The sequence below is a fragment of the Enterobacter sp. A103 genome (genome assembly GCF_034427535.1).
Classification (GTDB): domain Bacteria; phylum Pseudomonadota; class Gammaproteobacteria; order Enterobacterales; family Enterobacteriaceae; genus Enterobacter; species Enterobacter asburiae_B.
In genome coordinates, this window is sequence record NZ_JAXQPQ010000002.1 from 224,970 (window position 1) to 247,246 (window position 22,277).

The 22,277-nt window shown below is 55.5% G+C and carries 24 protein-coding genes and 2 tRNA genes; 17 read left to right on the forward strand and 9 right to left on the reverse strand.

Annotation, left to right across the window (positions count from 1 at the left end; all coding sequences use genetic code 11):
* Positions 1–162 precede the first annotated feature (162 nt).
* Genes hpxO through SPH27_RS06570 form a run of 3 tightly spaced genes read left to right on the forward strand, consistent with a single transcriptional unit; the run spans position 163 to position 3,316 of the window.
* Entirely contained in the window at positions 163–1,317 is a 1,155-nt protein-coding gene (gene hpxO, locus SPH27_RS06560; RefSeq protein ID WP_182071685.1) for an FAD-dependent urate hydroxylase HpxO, read from the forward strand.
* Positions 1,318–1,331: 14 nt separating this feature from the next.
* A complete protein-coding gene (hpxD, locus tag SPH27_RS06565; protein ID WP_182071686.1) occupies positions 1,332–2,369 on the forward strand; it encodes a molybdenum cofactor-independent xanthine hydroxylase subunit HpxD in 1,038 nt (345 codons plus the stop codon).
* 11 nt (positions 2,370–2,380) lie between these two features.
* Entirely contained in the window at positions 2,381–3,316 is a 936-nt protein-coding gene (locus tag SPH27_RS06570; RefSeq protein ID WP_322435617.1) for a PDR/VanB family oxidoreductase, read from the forward strand.
* Positions 3,317–3,360: 44 nt separating this feature from the next.
* Here the strand turns inward: SPH27_RS06570 and SPH27_RS06575 are convergent.
* Positions 3,361–3,448, reverse strand: a tRNA-Ser gene (locus SPH27_RS06575).
* Between the two features lie 276 nt (positions 3,449–3,724).
* Between SPH27_RS06575 and SPH27_RS06580 the strand changes: the two genes are divergently transcribed.
* The 6 genes from SPH27_RS06580 (at position 3,725) to SPH27_RS06605 (ending at position 8,862) form a co-directional block, all read left to right on the forward strand.
* Positions 3,725–4,861 (forward strand): D-alanyl-lipoteichoic acid biosynthesis protein DltD, encoded by a 1,137-nt coding sequence (locus SPH27_RS06580; RefSeq protein ID WP_182071705.1) that lies wholly within the window; start codon positions 3,725–3,727, stop codon positions 4,859–4,861.
* Positions 4,858–4,980, forward strand: a complete 123-nt coding sequence (locus SPH27_RS06585; RefSeq protein ID WP_023335174.1) for a hypothetical protein — start codon at positions 4,858–4,860, stop codon at positions 4,978–4,980. The genes SPH27_RS06580 and SPH27_RS06585 overlap by 4 nt, the downstream gene beginning before the upstream one ends.
* Before the next feature lie 9 nt (positions 4,981–4,989).
* Positions 4,990–6,108, forward strand: a complete 1,119-nt coding sequence (locus SPH27_RS06590; RefSeq protein ID WP_048980325.1) for an MBOAT family O-acyltransferase — start codon at positions 4,990–4,992, stop codon at positions 6,106–6,108.
* Positions 6,105–7,538 carry an AMP-binding protein gene (locus SPH27_RS06595; protein ID WP_047061520.1) on the forward strand — a complete coding sequence of 478 codons (1,434 nt, stop codon included), beginning with the start codon at positions 6,105–6,107 and terminating at the stop codon, positions 7,536–7,538. The genes SPH27_RS06590 and SPH27_RS06595 overlap by 4 nt, the downstream gene beginning before the upstream one ends.
* 17 nt (positions 7,539–7,555) lie before the next feature.
* Entirely contained in the window at positions 7,556–7,774 is a 219-nt protein-coding gene (locus SPH27_RS06600) for an acyl carrier protein (RefSeq protein ID WP_008499867.1), read from the forward strand.
* A 251-nt stretch (positions 7,775–8,025) separates the two neighbouring features.
* A complete protein-coding gene (locus SPH27_RS06605) occupies positions 8,026–8,862 on the forward strand; it encodes an alpha/beta fold hydrolase (protein ID WP_054830320.1) in 837 nt (278 codons plus the stop codon).
* A gap of 124 nt (positions 8,863–8,986) precedes the next feature.
* Here SPH27_RS06605 and SPH27_RS06610 read toward each other — a convergent pair whose 3' ends face one another.
* Positions 8,987–9,244: a YjhX family toxin gene (locus SPH27_RS06610; RefSeq protein WP_322435618.1), complete on the reverse strand. Its 258-nt coding sequence runs from the start codon at positions 9,242–9,244 to the stop codon at positions 8,987–8,989.
* 313 nt (positions 9,245–9,557) lie between these two features.
* On the opposite strand from SPH27_RS06610, the gene SPH27_RS06615 reads away from it, so the two are divergent.
* Positions 9,558–9,962, forward strand: coding sequence for a GNAT family N-acetyltransferase (locus SPH27_RS06615; protein ID WP_033146518.1), 405 nt, complete (start codon positions 9,558–9,560; stop codon positions 9,960–9,962).
* Between the two features lie 64 nt (positions 9,963–10,026).
* Here the strand turns inward: SPH27_RS06615 and SPH27_RS06620 are convergent.
* Positions 10,027–10,114, reverse strand: a tRNA-Ser gene (locus SPH27_RS06620).
* 130 nt (positions 10,115–10,244) lie between these two features.
* Positions 10,245–11,873, reverse strand: a complete 1,629-nt coding sequence (locus SPH27_RS06625) for an ABC transporter substrate-binding protein (protein ID WP_182071687.1) — start codon at positions 11,871–11,873, stop codon at positions 10,245–10,247.
* Positions 11,874–12,142: 269 nt separating this feature from the next.
* On the opposite strand from SPH27_RS06625, the gene yccA reads away from it, so the two are divergent.
* Complete coding sequence (yccA, locus tag SPH27_RS06630) at positions 12,143–12,802, forward strand: FtsH protease modulator YccA (protein WP_023335168.1); 660 nt, start codon at positions 12,143–12,145, stop codon at positions 12,800–12,802.
* Between the two features lie 54 nt (positions 12,803–12,856).
* Here yccA and SPH27_RS06635 read toward each other — a convergent pair whose 3' ends face one another.
* Positions 12,857–13,333, reverse strand: a complete 477-nt coding sequence (locus SPH27_RS06635; RefSeq protein ID WP_039261633.1) for a hypothetical protein — start codon at positions 13,331–13,333, stop codon at positions 12,857–12,859.
* Positions 13,330–14,085 (reverse strand): winged helix-turn-helix domain-containing protein, encoded by a 756-nt coding sequence (locus tag SPH27_RS06640; protein ID WP_048976878.1) that lies wholly within the window; start codon positions 14,083–14,085, stop codon positions 13,330–13,332. The genes SPH27_RS06635 and SPH27_RS06640 overlap by 4 nt, the downstream gene beginning before the upstream one ends.
* A gap of 309 nt (positions 14,086–14,394) precedes the next feature.
* Between SPH27_RS06640 and SPH27_RS06645 the strand changes: the two genes are divergently transcribed.
* The 6 genes from SPH27_RS06645 to tusE all read left to right on the forward strand — a co-directional run bounded on the left by SPH27_RS06645 (position 14,395) and on the right by tusE (position 20,630).
* Entirely contained in the window at positions 14,395–15,138 is a 744-nt protein-coding gene (locus SPH27_RS06645) for a fimbrial protein (protein ID WP_045142968.1), read from the forward strand.
* 75 nt (positions 15,139–15,213) lie between these two features.
* A complete protein-coding gene (locus tag SPH27_RS06650) occupies positions 15,214–15,720 on the forward strand; it encodes a CS1 type fimbrial major subunit (RefSeq protein WP_021240847.1) in 507 nt (168 codons plus the stop codon).
* A gap of 72 nt (positions 15,721–15,792) precedes the next feature.
* The gene (locus tag SPH27_RS06655; protein ID WP_182071688.1) at positions 15,793–18,510 is read left to right on the forward strand and encodes a TcfC E-set like domain-containing protein; all 2,718 of its coding nucleotides are present in this window, start codon (positions 15,793–15,795) and stop codon (positions 18,508–18,510) included.
* Between the two features lies 1 nt (position 18,511).
* Positions 18,512–19,669, forward strand: a complete 1,158-nt coding sequence (locus SPH27_RS06660) for a CfaE/CblD family pilus tip adhesin (protein ID WP_101744469.1) — start codon at positions 18,512–18,514, stop codon at positions 19,667–19,669.
* A gap of 10 nt (positions 19,670–19,679) precedes the next feature.
* Positions 19,680–20,231, forward strand: coding sequence for a LuxR C-terminal-related transcriptional regulator (locus SPH27_RS06665; RefSeq protein WP_047061513.1), 552 nt, complete (start codon positions 19,680–19,682; stop codon positions 20,229–20,231).
* A gap of 69 nt (positions 20,232–20,300) precedes the next feature.
* Entirely contained in the window at positions 20,301–20,630 is a 330-nt protein-coding gene (tusE, locus tag SPH27_RS06670; protein WP_008499913.1) for a sulfurtransferase TusE, read from the forward strand.
* Here the strand turns inward: tusE and yccX are convergent.
* The 3 genes from yccX to SPH27_RS06685 are packed head-to-tail and all read right to left on the reverse strand — an operon-like array spanning position 20,627 to position 22,276.
* Positions 20,627–20,908, reverse strand: coding sequence for an acylphosphatase (gene yccX / locus SPH27_RS06675; RefSeq protein ID WP_182071689.1), 282 nt, complete (start codon positions 20,906–20,908; stop codon positions 20,627–20,629). The genes tusE and yccX overlap by 4 nt on opposite strands.
* 11 nt (positions 20,909–20,919) lie before the next feature.
* Positions 20,920–21,708 (reverse strand): AraC family transcriptional regulator, encoded by a 789-nt coding sequence (locus SPH27_RS06680; RefSeq protein ID WP_039261622.1) that lies wholly within the window; start codon positions 21,706–21,708, stop codon positions 20,920–20,922.
* A gap of 10 nt (positions 21,709–21,718) precedes the next feature.
* Positions 21,719–22,276 (reverse strand): kinase inhibitor, encoded by a 558-nt coding sequence (locus SPH27_RS06685; RefSeq protein ID WP_039261620.1) that lies wholly within the window; start codon positions 22,274–22,276, stop codon positions 21,719–21,721.
* Position 22,277: the final 1 nt, after the last annotated feature.

The window sequence follows — 22,277 nt, forward strand, 5'->3', positions numbered from 1 at the left end:
CCGTATAGCTCAACTGGAAATTTTTGATTCAAAAAAAGGCACGCTCACCGCGTTTGCGCACCTTAGCAGTGCAAACGTCGCCCTCACAACGCCGTTTTCGCCACTCTGCAGCCTGGTACGCAAATTGCTGAATGTCTTTACACCCTGCAAAAGGAGAGAAGCATGAGAGCAATCGTCATTGGTGCGGGTATTGGCGGCCTGAGCGCCGCCGTCGCGCTGAAGAAAGCGGGCATCGACTGTACCGTGTTTGAAGCCGTCAAAGAGATCAGGCCCGTCGGGGCGGCCATCTCCATCTGGCCTAACGGCGTGAAATGCATGCAGCACCTCGGTATGGGCGACATCATCGAGACCTACGGCGGGCCGATGCGTTTTATGGCCTACAAGGATTACCGGCGCGGCGAGACCCTGACCCGCTTCAGCCTTGCCCCGCTGGTTGAGCGTACCGGCGGGCGCCCCTGCCCCGTCTCGCGCGCTGAACTTCAGCGCGAAATGCTGGACTTCTGGGGGCGCGACAGGGTGCAGTTCGGCAAGCGCGTCGAACGCGTAAGCGAAGACGACGCGGGCGTGAGCGTGACCTTCACCGACGGCACCACGGCAGTGGGCGATTTTCTGATTGCCGCCGACGGCAGCCACTCCGCCGTGCGCCCGTACGTGCTGGGGTATACCCCGGAGCGCCGCTACGCCGGGTACGTGAACTGGAACGGGCTGGTGAAGATTGACGAAGAGATCGCCCCGGCGCACCAGTGGACCACCTTCGTTGGCGAAGGCAAACGCGTGTCGCTGATGCCCGTCTCCGGCGGACGCTTCTACTTCTTTTTTGACGTACCGCTGCCCGCGGGCCTGGCGGAGGATCGCACCACCCTGCGCGCCGACCTCACGGGCTACTTCCGCGGCTGGGCGCCGCCGGTGCAGAAGCTTATCGCGGCGCTGGATCCTGAAACGACCAACCGCATTGAAATCCACGACATTGAGCCGTTCGACAGCCTGGTGCGCGGCAACGTCGCGCTGCTCGGCGATGCCGCGCACAGCACCACGCCGGATATCGGCCAGGGCGGCTGCGCGGCGATGGAAGACGCCGTGGTGCTGGGTGAGTGCCTGCGTGAAAACCACAGCATTACGCTGGCGCTGCGCCAGTACGAAGCGCTGCGCTGCGACCGGGTGCGCGACCTGGTGCTGAAGGCGCGTAAACGCTGCGACGTCACCCACGGGAAAGACATGGCTCTGACGCAGGCCTGGTATCAGGAGCTCAAAGAGGAGACCGGTGAGCGCATCATCAACGGTCTGTGCGAGACCATTCAGGGCGGCCCGTTAGGCTGAACGCAAGAGGGACAATGATGAAAAGAGAACCGACTCCACCTGCCCACTGCACGTTTGAGCCAGAGGACTGGCTGCGCCTCGCGAAATGCTGGCATCCGGTCGCGCGCGCCTGCGACGTCGGCCCGGCGCCGGTTAAGGCGACCCTGCTGGACGAACAGCTGGTGATTTACCGGATTAACGACCAGGTCGTGGTCGCCCGTGACGTCTGCCCGCACCGCGGCGTGCCGCTGACGCTCGGCTTTCACGACGAGCACGGAATTATCTGCCCCTACCACGGCTTACGCTTTGGAGAAGACGGGCGCTGCAACCGTATTCCGTCCAGCCCCGACCAGCCCGTTCCGGCGAAGCTGAACCTGATTAACTACGCCGTGGAGGAGCGCTTCGGCCTGATCTGGACCTGCCTGGCGTTTGACCCGGACAATCCTGTGCCGCTGCCCACCATGCCGCACTGGGATGACGACGGATTTCAGCAGATCAACTGCCCGGCGTTTGAGGTGAACGGCTTTGCCGGTCGTCAGGTAGAGGGGTTTCTGGACGTGGCGCACTTTGCCTGGATCCACACCGATACCTTTGCCGACCCCAATAATCAGCGGGTCCTCACCTATCAACCGCAGGAGACGTCGTTCGGTTTTGTTACCGATTACTGGAGCTCCGTGAGCAACTATCCCGCCAGTTCACCCGTGCAGGCGCCGGAAGGGTTCCAGTGGCTGCGCCATTTTGAAATGCATCTGCCGTTTACCGCCACCCTGACGATTCATTTTCCGGGAGAATCGCGACTGGTCATCATGAACGCCGCGTCGCCCGTGTCATCGCGCGTCACCCGCATGTTCGCCCCTATCGCGCGTAACTTTGACCTGCATATTCCGGTGGAGGATGTGCATGCCTTCAATCTGCGCATTTTTGAAGAGGATCGCCTGATGGTGGAAACCCAGCGCCCGGAAAGTCTGCCGCTGGATCTGACGCTGGAAGCGCATATTCCCGCCGATAAGAGCTCAATTGCCTACCGTCGGGGACTGAAGAAGATGGGCTTTGGCGAATTTTTCCTCGTATGACGGAGGCCGATATGCTGAGCGTAATTGTTGACGGGCTGTGGCGCGAGGGCGACAAAAGCCTCGCCGTCAGGCTGGTGGCTGAAGACGGTAACGCGCTGCCGGCGTGGCAGCCCGGCGCGCACATTGATGTCCACTTGCCCTGCGGCGCGGTGCGCCAGTATTCCCTGACCGGTGCGTGTGGAGACGAGAGCTATCTTATCTGCGTGGGGCGGGAAACCGCCTCGCGCGGCGGATCGCGCTACGTTCACGAGACGCTGCGACCCGGGCAGAAATTAGCAATCTCTGCCCCGCGCAATCTGTTTCCGCTGCATCAGGCTGAGCGGGTGTTGCTGCTGGCGGCAGGCATTGGCATTACGCCGCTGTATGCGATGGCCCTGCAGCTGAAGGCGGCCGGAACGCCGTTTACGCTGCACTATTACGTCAAACGCCGCGAAAGCGCGGCGTTTGCGCGCGAACTCTCCCGGTTCGGTGAGTGCCAGATTCATACCGCCAGCCCGCGCACGGCGCTGGCAGAGCATATCCCCGCGCCTGAGGCGGGGCTTCACGCCTGGATCTGCGGCCCGGCAGGGTTTATGGAAAAAGTGCGAGACGTGGCGACGGCCAGGGAATGGGATGATGGCCATCTTCACAGCGAGGCGTTTCAGCCCGCGGCCCCTGCCGCACGCGGTGACGCGGGCGAGATCTTTACGGTCAAACTCGCCTCGACCGGGGAGCGCTGGCCGGTGCCCGCGGATAAGACCATCGCTCAGGTACTACAGGAAAACGGCGTGGACGTACCGCGTTCATGCGAAATTGGGATCTGCGGGGCGTGCCTGACGCCGGTGCTTGACGGCGTGGTGGATCACCGGGATAGCGTGCAGTCGGAGGCGGAACAAAGCGCGACGGACCAGCAGGTAGCGCTGTGCTGTTCGCGGAGCCATTCCGGGGAGCTGGTGATTGCCCTGTAAAACGAAAAAACCCTGCGATATTGCTATCGCAGGGTTTTCAAATTTGGCGGAAGCGTAGAGATTCGAACTCTAGAACCCTTTCGGGTCGCCGGTTTTCAAGACCGGTGCCTTCAACCGCTCGGCCACGCTTCCAAAGTGAGGCGCACTATAAACATCTATTAGCCCCTTGTAAAGCAGGAATTTTTCTATTTTCACCCGCCGGCGTTTGACTGCGCAAAAATCACCCAGGCGCTTGCCGCGCACCGGTCACAGCCACCTTGTACATACCGTTACACAGCAACGCTCATCCTTTTAAATCGCTCTGGTATAGAATGCCACAAAAATAAACGGTCATTTGTTGTGTAATTGTTATAAATCTGAGTACCCGCAGATTTAGAAATTACTGCCATGCAGTGTTACTGGTTGATGATGAAAATCAAAAATACGCTTTGCTTACATATCCTGATGGCAACCCTGGCCATTTTGTTCCTCTGTGTTCACCCGCTGGTGACGAGCTTCAATCCGCCCCTCACCTTCCAGCCGCTGATTAAATCAATGGCGGGCACGCCGAAAGAACAAGCGGAAAAAATTGCGACTATTTCCCATGCCTTAGAAGGGAATGCTATTTTCTTCATTGGCGCGTCTGAGGTGGCCACCTCAGAAGATGAACATTACGCTGTATATAATTACTTTAATAAGCAATTGCACAAACCCGTCGTGGCGTATGGCGATGCGTTCGTCGATGATGAAACGCAATTTTTACTGTTCTCTCGTTTTAAAAATAGCCTTAACGCAAACAGTAAAGTTGTTTTGCTTCTGGCTCCTGACAGCTTTTATTCAAAAGGGCTGCCACCGGCTATCTATGCCGATAATTTCCCCGGCTCTATTTTTAATCCGCTGATGAAGGATCCGCAGGCGCGCCCGCTGCTGGTTAATTATTTAAAGCATATTGATAGTAAAGAAATAAGCCATTTAACCTTCGGCCAAATGCGGGTCTTTGGCTGGCACCCCGATCTGATGTGGGACGAGCTGAGCTTCCAGTTTGCCAACGTCTGCACCCTGATAAAAAACGACTGGCTGGCGCTGCTCAACATCACGCCCCAGACGGTACAGCCCTGGCCGCAGCAGCCAGCCGCCCACATTGCCCCCGACTGGGATAAAGAGCTGGCGAATGCGCGCGAGTTAAATAAAAAACGCCAGCAGAGCGCGGCCACCCTGTGGATGGACAAAACGATTTACGAGGAGGACAGTACGCGGCAGCAGTGGGATGACACGCCGGTCGTGCCTGCGCAAATCGCCGCCTTCAGTAAAACCGTCCAGCTGCTTAAGGAACACCACGTGCAGGTGATTGCTATCGTCGACCCGGTTAACCCCTGGGCGCTTTACAATACCGATACCTTCCGCCCGGTTGATAAACAAATAAAAACCATTCTGGTAAAGAACCAGATCCCTTATTTAGATATGTACGCCATGCCTTATCAGAATGGCTGGAACTGGGATCGTTTGCACCCTTCCGAACTGGCCTGGGTTCCTATGATTCGCTTTATTGCACAGAGTTTTAAATGATGAAAATCGCGATCCGTCTTTTTTTCCTTTATCTCCTGCTGGCGATCACCATCGTCGCGTGGACCTCTGTCGATGACAGCATGAGTATGCAGCTGCATTTTGAATATCAAAAGTTCTGAGGCCGAATGATGTACAGCTCAGGAATGTTTTTTGTTTATTTGTTTTCATCCGCGCTGGCGTTTGCGCTGGTTAATCGCGTATTACGCCATCGTCTGACCTGGTTATCTGCACTCTCGGTGCTGACGGCGCTGGGATGGGGATATATATTTCAGGGTGATTATATTGTCCCCGTCGCCGTTTTTTTCAGCTTTTATGTTTTTGCCACGCTAAAAGAGAAGGGATGGTTAAAAACGTGGCAGGCGGTCGTTCTGACATTATTGCCGCTGCTGCTGGTGAAATTACATTTAAATAACCACTGGGGCATGATCGGCCTCTCGTTTATGACGTTCCGCGCGCTGGACGTGCTGCTCTATCGCAGTAAAAAAGAAGGTCAGAATTTCCTGCACTATTTCTGTTATCTGTTTATGCCCTTTATTATCCTGGCAGGCCCAATGTACCGCTGGCGGACGTGGATGAGTGACGTCAGCAAGCCCGTATTTGCCCTTAACCGCGAACAGTTTTTAGTCGCGTTAGAGCAAATCATTACCGGCATTGTCCAGAAGTTCCTGTTTGCCATGCTGATTGATTCCCTTGTCGTGCAGCCCTGGAGCCATAAGCCGTTTACGCTGACCGTGGGCGTGGTGATGTCGATTGCCTACAGCACCTACCTGTACTTTGATTTTGCGGGCTACAGCAATATGGCCATCGGCGCGGGCCGCCTGTTTGGGCTCAGCATTCCGGCAAACTTCAACATGCCGCTTCTGGCAAAGAACCCGCAGGATTTCTGGCGCCGCTTCCACATCAGCCTGTCTGAATGGCTGCGCGATGTGGTCTTTATGCCCGTTTATATGAACCTGATGAAATTCAACTTTTTCCGTCAGAACAAAACGCTGGCGCAAAATATCGGTATTTTTTGCACCTTATTCTGTATGGGGGCATGGAATGGCCTGGAACGCCATTACGTCATCAGCGGCGCGCTGTTTGGCGCGATTTCCGTCGCTCACAATATGCTGCTGTGGTCAGCCAAACGCAGCCCGGCATTGCACCGCGGCCTGCAGTATCCGGCCGTTGCGTTTTTAGGGCGAATTCTGACGCTGGGAAGCGCCGCAGGATCCCTTTACATCTTTAGTGGAATGTCACCTCTATGAAAAATCACTCCGATCTTCAGGAACTGCAGGATTTCTTACGTGCGGCATTATGCGATCCCGCCTCCCCGCAGCAGCTGGCCATCAGCGGCAGCGACGAAGCCTTAAGCTGGCTACAGCTTTCTGCTGCCGTGACGGACTGGGCGCAGCGCTATCAGCGCTGCCAGCCTGTTGCCGGTACGCCGGTCGTATTGTACGGTCACCAGCAGGCTGAGTTCGCCGTGGCGATTTATAGCTGCCTGCTGCACAACATTCCGTACATCCCGGTAGACTGCATCTATCCGCAGGAGCGCCTCCGGGAGATCTGCCATCTGGCCAGCGCCCCTTACTATTACGACGTCGCGACCCGGCAGTTCATCGCCACCGGGGAACCGGGCAAGGTACTGGAGGAGCAGGATCTGGCCTACATCATGTTTACTTCAGGCAGCACCGGTAAACCTAAAGGCGTGCAGATTGGGCGTGAAAGCGTATGGCACTTCATGAAATGGGTCAGCCAGGACTTTTCACTGCCGGAAAAACCGGTCCTGATGAACCACGCGGTATTCAGCTTTGATCTCTCCCTGATCCCTTTGCTGGCGAATCTGGCGATGGGCGGACACATCGTGCTGAACGCCAAAGAGGACATTCAGAAAGAGAACTGGCTGGAGCGACTGAAAAGCAACGCGGTCTCCGCCTGGGTTTCCACCCCTTCTTTTGCATACCAGCAGCTGCTTTCCCCGCAGTTCAACAGCGAGTATTTGCCCGCGCTCAACGTCTTTATCTTCATTGGCGAAGTGCTCAATAAAGCGCTGGTTAAACAGCTTCGCCGCCGCTTCCCGCAGGCCAAAATCATTAACTCGTATGGCCCAACGGAAGCGACCATCGCGACGACCGTGGTTGAAATCACGGATGCGATCCTGAACAGCGACAGCGCCGTGCTGCCGGTGGGGGTCATGATGCCTGAGAGCAAAATGGAAATTTCCGCCGACGGCGAGCTGATTATCTGGGGTAAAAACGTCATGCGCGGCTACCTTGGTCTGCCGCAGGAGAACGCGGCGAAATTACTCCGTCGGGAAGATGAAGCGTTTCGCGGCTACCGTACCGGCGATCTGGGCTATGAAGCGGGGCTGATCTACTGTCAGGGCCGCAACGACAGCCAGGTCAAACTGAACGGCTACCGTATTGAAATCAACGAGATCGAGAACCGCCTGCTGGCCATGTCCGGCATCAACGAAGCGGTGGTCCTGCCGCTGATGAAATCCTGCGGCAGCGTACTGCGCATTGCCGCGTTCTGCGTGACGGATATGGCACCGGACACCATCAAAACATCGCTGTCGAAGGTCGTTCCGCACTATATGGTGCCTTCACAAATTATCGTAAAAGACGCTTTGCCGCTGAATCCTAACGGCAAAATTGACCGCAAGCTGCTGGACGCTTACGCCCGCACAAATTAATGACTCCAGGAAAAATTATGGAACAAGAAATTCTCGCCCTGTTCGAAAAAGTGTTATCCCGCAAGGTGGGCTTTCACGATGAACTGATTGAATCCGACATTCTCGACTCCATCCTGGCGGTCGATATGGTGCTGGAAGTGCAGGACGTTTACGGCTGCATGATCCCGCCAACTGACGTGGCGACGGTGCTAAAAACCCCGGCGGACCTGGCCCGCTATATTGAAGAAAACCGCTAAACGCCCCTGCTGTTAATGCTGCCCTGAAGGCTCAGGAGGATCTCTCCAGAGCCTTCATTCGTTCCCCCTCCCCCTGAACGCTGTTCTGCTCCTTTTCACAGGAATGAAACCGACTGCTTTTACTATTTCTCCTACACTTTAGGAGTACTGTCGGTACGGGAAAGAGAAAAAAGCCAACTTAATTAAGGCATTAATGATTCGCTGTGCGCTCAGCCGGGGAACGTTTTGCCTTTAACAGAGGAGTCTGCGGTATGGCATTCGTAACAACGAAAGACGGCGTCAATATTTACTACAAAGACTGGGGCCCAAAAGAGGCTCAACCCATCGTTTTCCACCACGGCTGGCCGCTAAGTGCCGATGACTGGGATAACCAGATGCTCTTCTTCCTCGCAGAAGGCTATCGCGTTATCGCTATCGATCGTCGTGGTCACGGGCGTTCGGACCAGGTAAGTGAAGGCCACGATATGGATCATTACGCGGCCGACGCGTCAGCCGTGGTTGAAAGCCTGGACCTGCGCAATGCCGTGCACGTCGGTCACTCCACCGGCGGCGGACAGGTCGCCCGCTATGTTGCGCAGTACGGGCAACCGCAGGGGCGCGTCGCCAAAGCGGTGCTCGTCAGCGCCGTGCCGCCGCTGATGGTCAAAACGGACGGTAACCCCGGTGGTACGCCCATCGAGGTTTTCGACGGCTTCCGCAAAGCGCTGGCGGCTAACCGCGCCCAGTTTTACCTCGACGTCGCCAGCGGTCCGTTCTACGGCTTTAATCGGGATGGCGCGGACGTTTCACAGGGCACGATTCAAAACTGGTGGCGTCAGGGAATGATCGGCAGCGCCAAGGCCCACTACGAGGGGATTAAGGCATTTTCAGAGACCGACCAGACGGAGGATCTAAAAACCATCACGGTTCCCGTTCTGGTGTTGCAGGGCGATGACGATCAGGTCGTGCCGTATAAGAATGCAGCCCTGCTGCAGGACAAGCTGCTAGCGAACAGCGTACTGAAAATTTATCCGGGCTTCCCGCACGGGATGCATACCACGCACGCGGATACCATCAACGCGGACATTCTGGCCTTTATCCGCTCTTAAACGTCGCCTTTATTGCCGGGTGGCGCTGCGCTTACCCGGCCTACACTCCTGCATCCGCAACGATATCGCTAAATTGCCAGTTCAATGCATGAACGCCACCCGCGGATGGCGTTGTTTATTCCGCTTAACGATTATCCAGCGGGGCGCGAACGTTGTTCAGCCCGGTAGTGTTGATGCGGTAAGGCTGCCCGTTCACGGAACGGATCAGCTTTTTGGTGCGGAGTTTTTTAAAGACGCTAAGCGTGCAGTCGCTCAGCACCAGCCCTTCACGGGTGTAGCACTCTACGGAAGTGACGCGGCCAGAGCTGTCGCGGACGTGCACAATACGTCCACCTTTGGCGAGAACGTGTAAGGTGCGTTGTTCCTGACGGGATAAATTCATACTGGAAAACCTGTGTAATCATCATGCGTAAAAACGAGCCCACACCCGCAGGTGCGCGCGTAAGGTTTAAGCGCAGCGATAACCAGTCCGTCCTGAAAAGGGCGGGAAACTGATTATCTGATGAAAACATTCTCCAGCATCAAAGCCTCGGTAAGAGATAGCAATATATTTACGGGATGAATGATAACGCCTGTTTTTTACAGGGAAATAGCAGAGTCTTAAAAGTGTGAGGCGGATCGATCCTAAAAATCGTGTTTAGTCAGTTTTACTGCCAGACTGGGATCCCCTGATGGACACTGACTGGAGCTTTTTTATGCCTGATAACTATACCGTTGTTGAGACCGTCCCCACTGCAGAAGCGTTTTGTCGGCTGCGCGAAATCTCGGGCCTCAGCCCTCGTCCTCTGGAGGCAGCCCGGAAAGCACTGCCTGGCAGCTGTTACGGCATGCATATTCTTTATGAGGGTAAACCAGTGGGTATGGGGCGAATCGTGGGGGACGGTGCGTTGAATTTCGATATTGTCGATGTCGCCGTTGATCCCCTTTATCAGGGGAAAGGGCTTGGCAGAGTCATTATGGAAACGCTTGTAGCCTGGCTGGATACCCATGCCTGTAAAGGGGCCTACGTTTGTTTAATGGCGGATGTGCCTGAGCTTTATGCAAAATTTGGTTTTACGCTCGTTCGCCCGGAAAGCGAAGGAATGGCCAGAATCTGGTAACAGACAAACCCGCGTTAAGACAAAAGAAAAACCCCAGGTTAACGAGTAACCTGGGGTTTATATCTGGCGGAAGCGCAGAGATTCGAACTCTGGAACCCTTTCGGGTCGCCGGTTTTCAAGACCGGTGCCTTCAACCGCTCGGCCACACTTCCTAAGTGAGGCGAACTATAAACACCTCACCGCGAGCTGTAAAGAGTGGCTGCACTCGTTCGCTGTAAAAATAGTCAAAACGTGTCTAATCGGTTGAACTGACGACACATCGACGATTTTATCAGCACAGGCCTAGTGTTTTTTGATGTACATGTCTTTCGTGAAATAGTACCCCAGCTTATCCGGCGTAAATCCGCCTACCCACGGTTTCACCAGGTGCGTGCGGACGTAGTGATAAACCGGAATAGCTGGCACATCACGCCCCAGCAGATCTTCCGCCTGCTGGTAGAACTTACCCCGCTCTTCCGCTGATTTGGCTTTTGCGGCATCGAGCAGCGCCCGATCGTATTCCGGATTGCTGTACTGGCTGGTGTTTTCGCTGTCGCCAGAGCGGAAGTTGTTCAGGAAGGTCGCCGCATCGTCGTAATCGGCAATCCACGCGTACCGCACAGCGTCAAAGTTGTGGGTGTGCATGGTATCCAGCATGGTTTTCCACTCCTGGTTTTGCAGCTTTGCCTCCACGCCAAGGTTTTTCTTCCACATGGAGCTGGCCGCAATCGCGATGCGCTGGTGCGATTCAGAGGTGTTGTAGAGCAGGTTGAAGCTCAGAGGATGGCTGGCGTTATATCCGGCCTCGTTCAGCAGCTTTTTCGCCTCCGCGATGCGCTTGTCCAGCGGCCAGCTGGCGTAATCCGGGTTCTGTAGCTTCACGCCGCCGATATCCGGCTGGCTGATGAGCCACGCCGGGCGCTGCCCCTGCCCTAATACTTTTCCGGCAATGATGTCTTTATCCAGCGCCATGTTCAGCGCCTTACGCACGCGCGCGTCGTTGAACGGCGGCCGGGTGGTATTGAATTCGTAGTAATAGGTCGCCAGCTGAGGTGAAACGTCCAGCTCGCTGCCGAGGGTTTTCTTGAGCTGGGCAAACTGGTTAATCGGCACCGTGTACACGATGTCAATTTCGCCCGCCTTATAGCGGTTCACATCCGAGGCCTCGGACGTGATGGGCAGGTAGGTGACTTTGTTAATCACGGTATGCGCGTTATCCCAGTAGCGCGGGTTGCGCTCCGCCACGATGCGTTCGTTGACCACCCACTGCGACAGCTTATACGCCCCGCTGCTGACGAAATGCTCCGGCTTGGTCCACTTATCCCCGAAGCGGCCAATCAGCACTTTATCCACCGGCACCAGCGACGGGTGCGCCAGCATCGCGAGGAAGGCCGCGTTTGGCTGCGTGAGCGTCACTTCCAGCGTGGTGTCGTTAATCGCTTTTACGCCCAGCGTATCGGGCGCTTTTTTCCCCTGAGCAATATCGGCCGCGTTGACGATATGCATGTTGCCCGGATAGCTGGCATACGGCGAAGCCGTTTTCGGATCGATCAGGCGCTGCCAGCTCCAGACCACATCCTCAGCGGTAATCGCCGTGCCGTCACTCCAGGTGATGCCCGGGCGCAAATGGAACGTCCAGACGGTGTTGTCCTTGTTCTCCCATTTTTCCGCCAGTCGGGGTTGAACTTCTCCTGCCGGGGAAACGCCCACCAGCCCTTCGAATAAATCACTGATAATATTGAATTCGACATCGCTTTCGACTTTATGCGGGTCGAGCGAAGCCGGTTCACTGCCGTTGTTTCTGACCAGTTCCTGTTTGTCGGCCAGCGCGGTTCCTGCCGGCACGTTAGCCGCCCAGGCTGCCGTGCTGGCGCACAGGATCCCTGCGGTTAACAAAGAGAGCGTAAAGTGAGTGCGTGTTTGTGGTTTCATTTCCTTCGCCTTATAGTCTGTTTTATGACGATCCGGAAATAACTCTTAGCGTTCGAATGGTAATAACGCAATATTTTTCAGTAACCTATAAGAGCTTGATCTGGTAAATTGTCGCAAACCGCTGTTCATACTGGCGAAACGGATTTCTGCAGAAGAAATAACCGCCTCCAGCGCTAACGTGCTGAGTAAAGATGGGTAAAACCACTTTGAGACTGGCGTGCCGTTTCCTATTCTTTCCACTAATTACATCTGTCATAAGAGAGTGACTCATGGATCGTATAATTACTTCTTCACGCGACCGCACATCGCTACTCAGCACCCACAAGGTGCTGCGCAATACCTATTTCATGCTCAGCCTGACGCTGGCTTTCTCAGCGATCACCGCCACCGCCAGCACCGTGCTGATGCTGCCGTCTCCGGGGCTGATCCTGACGCTGGTGGGTATGTATGGTCTGATGTTCCTGACCTACAAAACCGCTGACAAGCCCGTCGGCATCCTGTCCGCGTTTGCTTTCACCGGCTTCCTGGGCTACATCCTGGGGCCGATGCTGAATGCGTATCTGTCTGCCGGTATGGGTGACCTTATCGGCATGGCGCTGGGCGGCACCGCGCTGGTGTTCTTCTGCTGCTCGGCCTACGTGCTGACCACGCGTAAGGACATGTCCTTCCTCGGCGGTATGCTGATGGCGGGTGTTGTGGTAGTGCTGGTGGGCATGGTGGCAAACATCTTCCTGCAGCTGCCTGCCCTGCATCTGGCAATCAGCGCCGTGTTTATTCTGATTTCTTCAGGCGCGATCCTGTTCGAAACCAGCAACATCATTCGCGGCGGCGAAACGAACTATATCCGCGCCACCGTGAGCCTGTATGTGTCGCTGTACAACATCTTCGTCAGCCTGCTGAGCATCCTGGGCTTCGCCAGCCGCGATTAAGCACAACGGATACGAAAAAGGAGAATGCCTGTGGCATTCTCCTTTTTTTATGCCCTACTCACCCCGGCAAATATAGGTGGGATAGCGCCGGTCCTGAATCAGCCACACGGAAGGCGAGAGTTCAGAGATCGTCAGGTAGTAGCGTGCGGTCGGATTGGCGAAGCTACCCCACTGAGCATCAGGCGTATTGTCATTGTGCCGACGCCAGGTTTTGGTGTAGCTCAATACGATGACGTTATCATCGTCCCGCTGCTGCCAGGTAAAATCCACATCCCTGTCAACGATCAAACATTGCCCGCCAGCCCTTGCCGCGCCTTTATAGGTGGTCAACCCGGTACCGTCCCGATGAAAATAGAACTGGGCAACGGTATTGACCTTCACTTCACTGGCTTTTCCCTCATTGCGCGTGAAATTAAATTCAGTGCTGCAGGCCAGCACATCCTTTTTACCCACGCTGCCGGAAAAGTAAAAAAATGCCAGCGAACAACCAACCAGGACACCGCCCACGCCAAAAAGAAGTTTTATTTTCATTTTTGTGCCCCGCTTTTATAACGTATGGTTTTACACAGGCTGGTTTTGCTGACCGGGCAGGCACCAATAAACACCTCATCTGCAGCGGAAATAGTAAAACGGGCGCTGAAATAATAAATGTCGTACTCCTCCCGTCCGCACGCCACGTTATTAGCCTCCAGCCGCTCCGCTAATTTCGATAGCACCAGCGGTCGTCCGTGATCGTTGATAATCCAGATGCTGCAACGCGCGATTTTTTCCTTAACCGGCTTGAGTTTCGCCGGAATGAAAATCCCCTGCTGTCGGCTAAAGTAGAGACTCGTCCCCAGCGCAGCGACGATCAATACGGCCACAATCGCCCATTTTTTAATGGAGGCGCGTTGAGGCTTTACTTCTTGCGGTGCGACCGAGGGCTGCGGATCGACGGATGGAATATTCTCTCCAGGCTGAAAAATCACCTCAGCATCAAAGCGAAATCCGTAACGGGGTACGGTCACAATAAATTCGTGCCCCTCTCCCAGAGACTGGAAGCTTTTACGTAATTCGCTTACCGCTTTATTGAGATTATTTCCCGATGGCGTAAAGCCAAATTCCTCCCAAACGCGAGTGATCAATTCCTCCCGACTCAGGTCGTGCCCTTTGTGTTTTATAAATTCCTGCAAAAGCCGCACGGCTGGCGCCGAAAGCGTTAATACAGATTCTGGTTGTCCAACAAGACTTATTGCATGTGCTTCAGGATCGAATAACAACGAATTATTGCATATAAAAAACATCTTTTATTCTCGGCTGTTACCGCATGCTTTTTTAATCCCTGGTACATCGACATGAAAACCGCCTCCTGACCTGCTTATTTTTTCATCAGAAGGAATTTTCTTCCTATCCCTGGTCGCGGTATTTTCGCTTAACTATACAACCTTAAAGACAGAAAAGCAGGATAAAAACCTGTATTTAACGAGTTAATTAATACAAATTTTCACAAACCGCTGTTCTGGTTAAAGTTTCCCTGCCCTGAAGCAATACGAAAGCAGACGGTGTCCTGGTGTTAACGCGCCGCCGATGAACTCAGAGCAGGCAGACTGAATGTGAAACAGAAAAATAGAGTGAACATGACAACCGCCTTTTATGTCGCCGCGCTGTCATTGCCATTTTTCTCAGAAATGGCAATGGCCAATATGAGCGTGTACCCCATGGAACTGAATGTGGACAGGTCCGGTGCGGCGCAAATTAAGGTAGCGTCGAAAACGGATGATATTCAGTTCATTCGGGTGAGGCAAAAGAAAATTCTTAATCCCGGCACGGCCCAGGAAAAAGAGATTGATGTGGCCTCGTGGAAAGAAGGTGGCGTTGTTGTCACGCCCGAAAAATTTGCTCTTGCGGCAGGCGCAATGCGCGTCGTTCGTCTGGTATCGCTTACGCCACCGGAAAAAGAGACCACCTGGCGCGTCTATTTTGAAGGGGTAAAGCAGCCTGACAGCATTATTCCCGGCAAGGCAGAAAGCCCGGCTGCGACGGCGACATTGGGCGTCAATGTGATCTGGGGCGCCCTGATCCACCTCGCCCCGGAAAAAAGTGTGGTTTCACTCTCGATAGACCCTCGCAGGGGCACGTTAAAAAACAACGGTACGCTGCGCGTGCCGCTGAGAGAGATCGGTATTTGTGACGCAGATTCGTCGTGTAAATGGGTTAAAGAAGACGCGACGATTTATCCGGATACCGAACGGAAATTAAAAACGCTCACAAATACACAAGGCCAGAAATATAAATTCCGCTACTTCAACTGGGTGAATAAAACCGCTGAAGAAGCTGATTTACCCGTCGTGCAATAACACGACGTTACCGTAAAGACCCCAAAGGGTTTGTTTAAAGAGCCAGGGTGCTCATTTGTAAATATGGAGATATCAATGCGTAAGTACTTTAAACCTCTGATGATTGTTGCCGCGATGACCACGTCCGTTAGCGCGCTGGCGATCCAAAAAGATATTACCGTCAACGCCAGCGTTGATTCACAGCTGGACATGACCCAGGCCGATAACACGCCGCTGCCGGCAAGCATCGATATGCAGTATCTGCCTGGCCGCGGTCTGGAAAGCTATCGCCTGAATACCAAGGTGTGGTCTAACTCCGCCACCAGCAACGTGAAAGTCCGTCTGGTAAGCGCCGCGAAGCTGGCAAATGCCGACGGTGCTGAGACCATCCCAATGACGGTGAAGCTGGGCGACAAAACCCTCTCTACCGCCGATGTGGAATATACCGGTACCGAACTGTTCCCGGGAAGCATTGAAAACGGTTCAGCGGTACTGCCGCTGACCATTTCTCAGACCACCAAAGGCATTCTGAAAACCGGTCAGTACAGCGGCGTTGTCAGCCTGATGCTGACGCAGGCGACTACCACGGAAGGCGGTGCGTAACACCACAGCACCTAAGGAATAACGTCAGAGGGTGCCCACCCTCTGACGTCAGGATGATGTCGAGGCTCGTTCATGGCGTTTCACAGAAATACTCTCCTCTTTGTTGCTTTGTTACCCGCATCCATCCAACTCGCCTGCGCCGGGATGGCCGTCCCGGCAGGTTTTGAAGATCTGGCTAAAACGCAGCGCCTGTGGACAGAGGTCAACCTCTACGGCGAGTCGCTTGGACTTTTTGAAACGGATATCACGCTTGAAACGGTCAGTTTTGTCGCACCTGAAACCGTGGTTGCGGCCATCAAACGTCGGTTTAACGACGACCCTGCTCTCGTTGGCACCGTGTCTGCCGCGCTGGCCGTTCCGCTTGCCCGTAACGGCAACCTGGCCTGCAGCAGCAACGGCTCCGCAGCGGGCTGCGATTACATTGATACCGACCGCGCGGCCATTATCTATGATGAGAATAACGCCCGTATTAGCCTGTTTTTGGACAAGAAATTTCTGCCTAAAGCCACCGCGGAAAATCAGTGGTATCAGCCCACGCAGGACACCGAAAATGCGCTGATCCATCAGCAGAATATTAACTTCGTTGCCGACAGGGATTATCAGTCGGCTACCGTGCAGGGCAACGGCGCGCTGGCGCTCACGCAGGACGGCTATGTTAACCTCGACTGGACCTGGCTGGGACAGCGTTCACGGCGTCAGCAGCAGCAGGAAATCACCGTCAACAACGCCTGGTTCCGCCAGGATATCCTGCGTCAGTACTATGTCCAGCTGGGCGAGATGGATACCCGCGATCTGTTCAGTAATGCCGGCGGGAATATCAACCTCAGCCAGCTGCCGCTGGGCAAAATTCGCGGTCTGCGCACGGGTTCAACACGGGCGTGGATTAATCCGGTTCAGCAGTCAAAGGGAACGCCTGTCACCGTACTGCTTTCCCATGACGCGCGTATCGACGCCCGCCGTGGCAATCAGCTGCTGGCCAGCTTTTATCTGAATGCCGGGGCGCAAACCCTCGACACGCGATCGTTTCCGGACGGGAGCTACACCGTCACGCTGTCGGTCTATGAAAATAACCGGCTGACGCGTACCGAGCAGGTGCCGTTTACCCGAACCGGCATTACGCCATTTGACCGCGTCGAGTGGTTCCTGCAGGCGGGTGAAACCGACAATAGCGATCGGAACGAAGAACGCAGCGCGGTTGCGCAGGCGGGTGTGCGCCTGCCCGTCACCCCGACCCTGGCGCTGACCAGCGGAGCAACGATAAAGAAAAACCAGCGTTTCCTGGAAAATGCGCTCGACTGGAGCCGGGGCTTCAACGCGGGCCCGATCGACGGCGTGCTGAGTACCCGGTTTAGCTACCTTTACGGCAGCGAAGGCCAGCGCGGCAATATTCAGCAAATCAGCTACAACGACGGTTTTTCGCTGAGCCTCTATCGCAACGCGCTATCAGCGGAAAACTGCAACACCCGAAGCGCGGGGTTTGACGCCGTGAACGGCTGCTATCGCACCCTCTCGGTGATGTTTTCCGTCCCTGTCGGCGCCTGGTATGCGAGCCTCGGATATTCGGATAACCGCAACGAAGGACGGTACGTTTCACGTCGGGAGCTCCCGGACAGCGACGATCGCCACGATGCGGGTTTGCCGTGGGAATCGGTCTATATGACCCGCTCGCGCTCGCGCGCCTGGCAGGGAGGGCTGAGCAATGCCTTTAGCACCCGAGGCCTCAACATTAACAGCAGCATTAACCTGTTCATGCGTCACGATGACGCCCGCGACGGCAGGGACAAAGGCGGCTACCTGAGCGTGAGCCTGTCCATGGCGCATAACCGTCAGGGTGATGCGTCGAGCTATACCTCTTTGGGCGCGACCTGGCAGCACCAGCAGCGTGAAAAAAATCAGCTGAGCTACAACGTGGCGCATAACTGGTACGCCGATGCACGCGGCGAAAATGAGTACGGTCTGAGCGCGTCGGGCATTAACAGCGACTCGCTGAATACCTCAGCCTATACGCGCCAGGGCGGGCGATACGGCAACGGCAGCCTGACCGTCAGCGACGCCTGGGATCGTCAGGACAGGCGCCATACGCTGAGCAGCAGCGGCAACTACAGCTCGACCCTTGCGCTGTCGCGTTCTGGCCTGTGGCTGGGACGCTGGAGCGACGGTCGTCCTGCTTCCGCCGTCGCGGTTAACGTTGCCACACCGGAGGATACCCAGGTTCCTAGCGTTGCCGTGTCGCTGGATAACAGCGGGAGCGCAGACATTCCGGGCAATAGCCGCGCCCTCTTCGCAGTGCCGGGCTACCAGCAGACAACGTTGACGATTAACGAATCGCTGGACGTGTCCCGGGGAGCCAGCAGTGAGATCACGCAAGGTTCAGGCAGCAGAACGCTGTTTATGGTGCCTGGCAAACTGCTGCGTCGGGATGTGCAAACCACCGCAAGCTACACCTGGCTCGGCCAGTTAACCGACGAGCGTCATTCGCCGTTTATCGGTGGCGTGCCGCTGAACGTTAACGGCTGGAGCGATCTTGGCAACGGCGGATTCAGCGCCCAGAGCGATGCCCTGCTGCATAACCTCTACCTGGTGCGCCAGCAGCAGTTTTATCAGTGCGAACTCAACGTGAAAAGTATGCGCGACGTGGTGCGCTATGTCGGCTCAATTCCTTGCCGGGAGTTAACCTTCTCCGCCCTGCCGGATGCCGTCCAGCAGCAGGCGCAGCTGATGCTCGCCGGACGATCGGTACCTGCCGGTCCAACTGCCATGAACGCCGACAACCTCACTAAAGGGAAATGATGTGATTAAGTGCTTCTTTATATTACTGTTCTTAAGCCTGTGGACAGGCCAGGCGCTGGCGGGCGCCCCTGCGGGACGAAACACCAGCGTTGGGATCAGCTTCGATCGTACGGCACCGCCTGCGCGTTTCGATATCTGGTTTCATGAATCGGGCGGCTATGACCTCGCCGACCCGCAAAAGTGGGGACGTAATACCCTGACCTGTGAGTCCCGGACTGATACCACGAACGGGGCCTGCATGAACTCACCGGTCTGGTTCTCAGCTAACCCGGCCGCGCCCTATGCCATCAATTTACGTTTCACGCATGCCCTCACCAGCAAGACGGTGGATATCAAGGTGTATGGCGATCACTATATGTTTATCAACAATAAAGTCTTTACCTTTGCCAGCTTTGTCACGGGGGGAACGGGCGATCTCAGCGCCTGGAACAGAGAGCCCTATTTCGATTTCTATATTGTGAAAAGCGAACTGGATAAGCTCGCCCTGCCGGGGATCTGGACCGCAACGCTGAAGCAGAACCTGCGTCAATGGGGGAGCGCCGACTGTGGCGGGAACTTCAATGACGTAAACGTCGGATGCCCTGGCTACCTCACCATCGCCAGGTGGCAGGCAAACATTCGCATTGAGGTGGTCGATCCGGGTAATCAGCAGATTTATCTGCCGGCATTTCCGCACTCAACGCCCATCGTTAACCTCAACCTGACCAACTTCCCGGGGCGGCCGGGAGGTAGTGAGATCCAGGGTGAAAACTCGCTGGATATGTGCCTGTACGACGGCAAAAACAGTACCAGCACCCGCGCCTATCTTCGCTTTGAGGATGACGGACTCCCCTCAGCGGATCGTGCCGAAGGCGCGTTTTCAATCAGGCGACGCGGCGGTAGCCAGACCGATGCGCGGGATCGTCTCGATTATCGGGTCTCCGTCACCAATCCAATAACAGGCGCAACCGAAGCCGTCGCGAACGGTAAAACCCTGGTCTGGCAAGGCACGAACAATCCGCAGCATCTGCGTCAGGTCGTGCTGCCCGGCGGACGCGAGAGCGTATTGTGCATTCCTGCCCCTATTATCCTGAAAACCCCAGCGTTTGCCGCCAGCAGCAAAAACGCGGGCGACTATACCGGCACGCTGCGCGTTATCTATACGCCCAGCACGTTATAACGAGGTCACCGTGAGTTACGCTATTCTCGACAATAATCGATTTTACGCCGAAGGGTTGCGCTACGCGCTGCTGCGTCGGGGCGTTCAGCCAGAGGTCCAAAGCGACACCGTGCAATGGCAGCCAGCGCTGCTTACCCGCCGCGTGGTTGTCGTACGCTGCCGTTTTTCCGTGGCGGGTACGCATCAGGCATTGATAAACATTTTGCTCAGACTGGAAGCCGCCCGCTGGCAAGGCAGCCTGTATCTGGTCTGCAATGAAAAGGGGTGGGCGCTGGCGACGCATTTACGCAAGCGTTTCAGTACGTTGACCCTTTATATCATCGATGACCGGATCGCCGTCGCTGATGCGGCATATTTGCTGGCAAAAGAGCCTCGCCGCGTCCGAAGTCTTGACTGCTGTCTTACCGGCCTTGAATTCAACGTGCTCGATCTGATGCTTACCGGCTTGCCGGTACGCCACATTGCCATCGTGACGCGTATGTCTGAGAAACAGGTTTCAACCCATAAATGCAACGCGCTGAAAAAGCTTAATGCCAACAATCTGCTGCAACTGCTCCTGTAGGGCACGACTTATCCTGCGGCGGCTTTTTTGCTACACTGTCGCCGTTTTTTTCACAGATGACAGAAGATTATGTTCATTTTTGCAGGCCAGGAAATTGAGACCGATAGCGAAGGCTATCTAAAAGATACGACGCTCTGGAGCGAGCCGCTGGCGGAGAAAATTGCGGAAAACGAAGGGATTACCCTCTCCCCCGAACACTGGGAAGTGGTGCGTTTTGTTCGCGAGTTCTATCTTGAATTCAACACCTCTCCGGCGATCCGCATGCTGGTCAAAGCCATGGCCAATAAGTTCGGCGAAGAGAAAGGCAACAGCCGCTATCTGTATCGTCTGTTCCCGAAAGGCCCGGCAAAACAGGCCACCAAAATTGCCGGCCTGCCTAAGCCGGTGAAGTGTATTTAATACCGAATCCCGAAGTTTACGTATTCGCGCCCGGGTTGATGCGGTTCCGTTAACACCTTATCAACCCGTGCGCTGCGCGGCCCGCCCGCTTTCAGCCACGCCACCAGCTTGTCGACCTGCTCCGCTTCGCCGCAGGCGACCACCTCAACGCTGCCGTCGTCCCTATTTCGCGCGTATCCCGTGAGCCCAAGCTCAACCGCTTCGCGCTGGGTGCTGTAGCGGAACCCCACGCCCTGAACAACGCCGTGAACCCAGGCAATAATGCAGATTTTGGACATTTTTCTTCTCCTTAACGTAGCGTTTTCGGCAAACAGCCATAGTGCTGCCGGAAACGGGCGGTGAAACGAGAGCTGGAAAGATACCCACATTGTAATGCGATTTCGCCAATTGGTAATCGGGTTGACTGAAGCTGTGACAAAGCAACGGCCATCCTCACCTCCTCCACGATCTGGCGAAAACTCTGCGACTCTTCACGTAAGCGTCTGCGCAGCGTCGGCACGCTTAAGGCCAGACGGCTGGCAACGTCCTGCGCGGTCCAGTCTCTGGCGGGCGACAGCATAATGAACTGCCGCACCTGCTCGGTCAGGTTACTGTTGCGCTCAACAAGCAGCGGACCCGCCACGCCATCGTGCAGCAGGGCCAGCAAAAGGCCGAAAGCCTGATGCTTTTGTAGCGCCTCCGGTAAATCCTGACGCACGGCGTGCAGCAGATTGTCCCACATAAACGCCAATCCCTCGCTCAGCGGGGCGCAGAGCGAATGCAGCGTCGTGCGCGGCCAGGATTTCAGGTAATGCGCCTTAAACTCGGCGACGATCTCCGGGGATAACATCAGCAAATCCGAGTGAAACAGACCGTTTACAGGCTGATTGATAATCTCCATCGCCGTATTGGCCGGGATAATAATGAGCTCATCCCGTGTCGCCTCCAGGCGGTTATCATCCTGAACTATCACCTTAGTGCCGTGAGTGATATGACAAATAGCCGGAAAAAACAGTTTAACCTGGTGCAGGCGATGCATTTTGCTGGCAGTCACTTCACCCGCGGTAAGATGGTTATGTCGAAAATGAAACTCCTGCACCCTGCCATCCTTATCTGCTGTAGGTTGCTGTTAACTGAGCCTTTGCCAGAACGTGACTATTGAGCATAAAACCGACCAGCGCGCCGCTGGCATTGTTGTCGACGGGCAGTTTATCCACGTCCAGGGCCCAGACGGTAATCTGATAGCGGTGAGGCTTGTCCCCTTCGGGTGGACATGCGCCGCCGAATCCAGAATAGCCGAAATCATTACGCCCCTGCACAACGCCGGCAGGTAATTTCTCGCCGTTCGGGTTACCGGCATCAGCGGGCAGCGTCATTGTCTTCGCCGGAATATTGGCTACGGTCCAGTGCCACCAGCCGCTGCCGGTGGGCGCATCCGGGTCATATACCGTGACGGCAAAACTTTTCGTACCGGCAGGCGGATTTTTCCATGCCAGCTGCGGTGAGATATTCCCACCGTGGCAGCCAAACCCCTCAAATACCTGCTGTTGCGCCAGCCGCCTTTCGCCGGAAATATCCCGGCTGGTGACGTCGAAAGGCGTTGTTGCTAAAACCTGAAAACTCATCGCCGCCAGAGCGGCTATGGCTATCACACTGCGCTTTTTCATG

Bases quoted from the DNA above. Each gene is read 5' to 3' on its own strand.
- SPH27_RS06650 (WP_021240847.1), top strand. From the start codon at position 15,214: ATGCGTAAGTACTTTAAACCTCTGATGATTGTTGCCGCGATGACCACG.
- hpxO (WP_182071685.1), top strand. From the start codon at position 163: ATGAGAGCAATCGTCATTGGTGCGGGTATTGGCGGCCTGAGCGCCGCC.
- tusE (WP_008499913.1), top strand. From the start codon at position 20,301: ATGTTCATTTTTGCAGGCCAGGAAATTGAGACCGATAGCGAAGGCTAT.
- SPH27_RS06595 (WP_047061520.1), top strand. From the start codon at position 6,105: ATGAAAAATCACTCCGATCTTCAGGAACTGCAGGATTTCTTACGTGCG.
- SPH27_RS06615 (WP_033146518.1), top strand. From the start codon at position 9,558: ATGCCTGATAACTATACCGTTGTTGAGACCGTCCCCACTGCAGAAGCG.
- SPH27_RS06685 (WP_039261620.1), bottom strand. From the start codon at position 22,276: ATGAAAAAGCGCAGTGTGATAGCCATAGCCGCTCTGGCGGCGATGAGT.
- SPH27_RS06590 (WP_048980325.1), top strand. From the start codon at position 4,990: ATGTACAGCTCAGGAATGTTTTTTGTTTATTTGTTTTCATCCGCGCTG.
- SPH27_RS06640 (WP_048976878.1), bottom strand. From the start codon at position 14,085: ATGTTTTTTATATGCAATAATTCGTTGTTATTCGATCCTGAAGCACAT.
- SPH27_RS06655 (WP_182071688.1), top strand. From the start codon at position 15,793: ATGGCGTTTCACAGAAATACTCTCCTCTTTGTTGCTTTGTTACCCGCA.
- yccX (WP_182071689.1), bottom strand. From the start codon at position 20,908: ATGTCCAAAATCTGCATTATTGCCTGGGTTCACGGCGTTGTTCAGGGC.
- SPH27_RS06580 (WP_182071705.1), top strand. From the start codon at position 3,725: ATGAAAATCAAAAATACGCTTTGCTTACATATCCTGATGGCAACCCTG.
- SPH27_RS06570 (WP_322435617.1), top strand. From the start codon at position 2,381: ATGCTGAGCGTAATTGTTGACGGGCTGTGGCGCGAGGGCGACAAAAGC.
- yccA (WP_023335168.1), top strand. From the start codon at position 12,143: ATGGATCGTATAATTACTTCTTCACGCGACCGCACATCGCTACTCAGC.
- SPH27_RS06600 (WP_008499867.1), top strand. From the start codon at position 7,556: ATGGAACAAGAAATTCTCGCCCTGTTCGAAAAAGTGTTATCCCGCAAG.
- hpxD (WP_182071686.1), top strand. From the start codon at position 1,332: ATGATGAAAAGAGAACCGACTCCACCTGCCCACTGCACGTTTGAGCCA.
- SPH27_RS06635 (WP_039261633.1), bottom strand. From the start codon at position 13,333: ATGAAAATAAAACTTCTTTTTGGCGTGGGCGGTGTCCTGGTTGGTTGT.
- SPH27_RS06605 (WP_054830320.1), top strand. From the start codon at position 8,026: ATGGCATTCGTAACAACGAAAGACGGCGTCAATATTTACTACAAAGAC.
- SPH27_RS06585 (WP_023335174.1), top strand. From the start codon at position 4,858: ATGATGAAAATCGCGATCCGTCTTTTTTTCCTTTATCTCCTGCTGGCG.
- SPH27_RS06625 (WP_182071687.1), bottom strand. From the start codon at position 11,873: ATGAAACCACAAACACGCACTCACTTTACGCTCTCTTTGTTAACCGCA.
- SPH27_RS06610 (WP_322435618.1), bottom strand. From the start codon at position 9,244: ATGAATTTATCCCGTCAGGAACAACGCACCTTACACGTTCTCGCCAAA.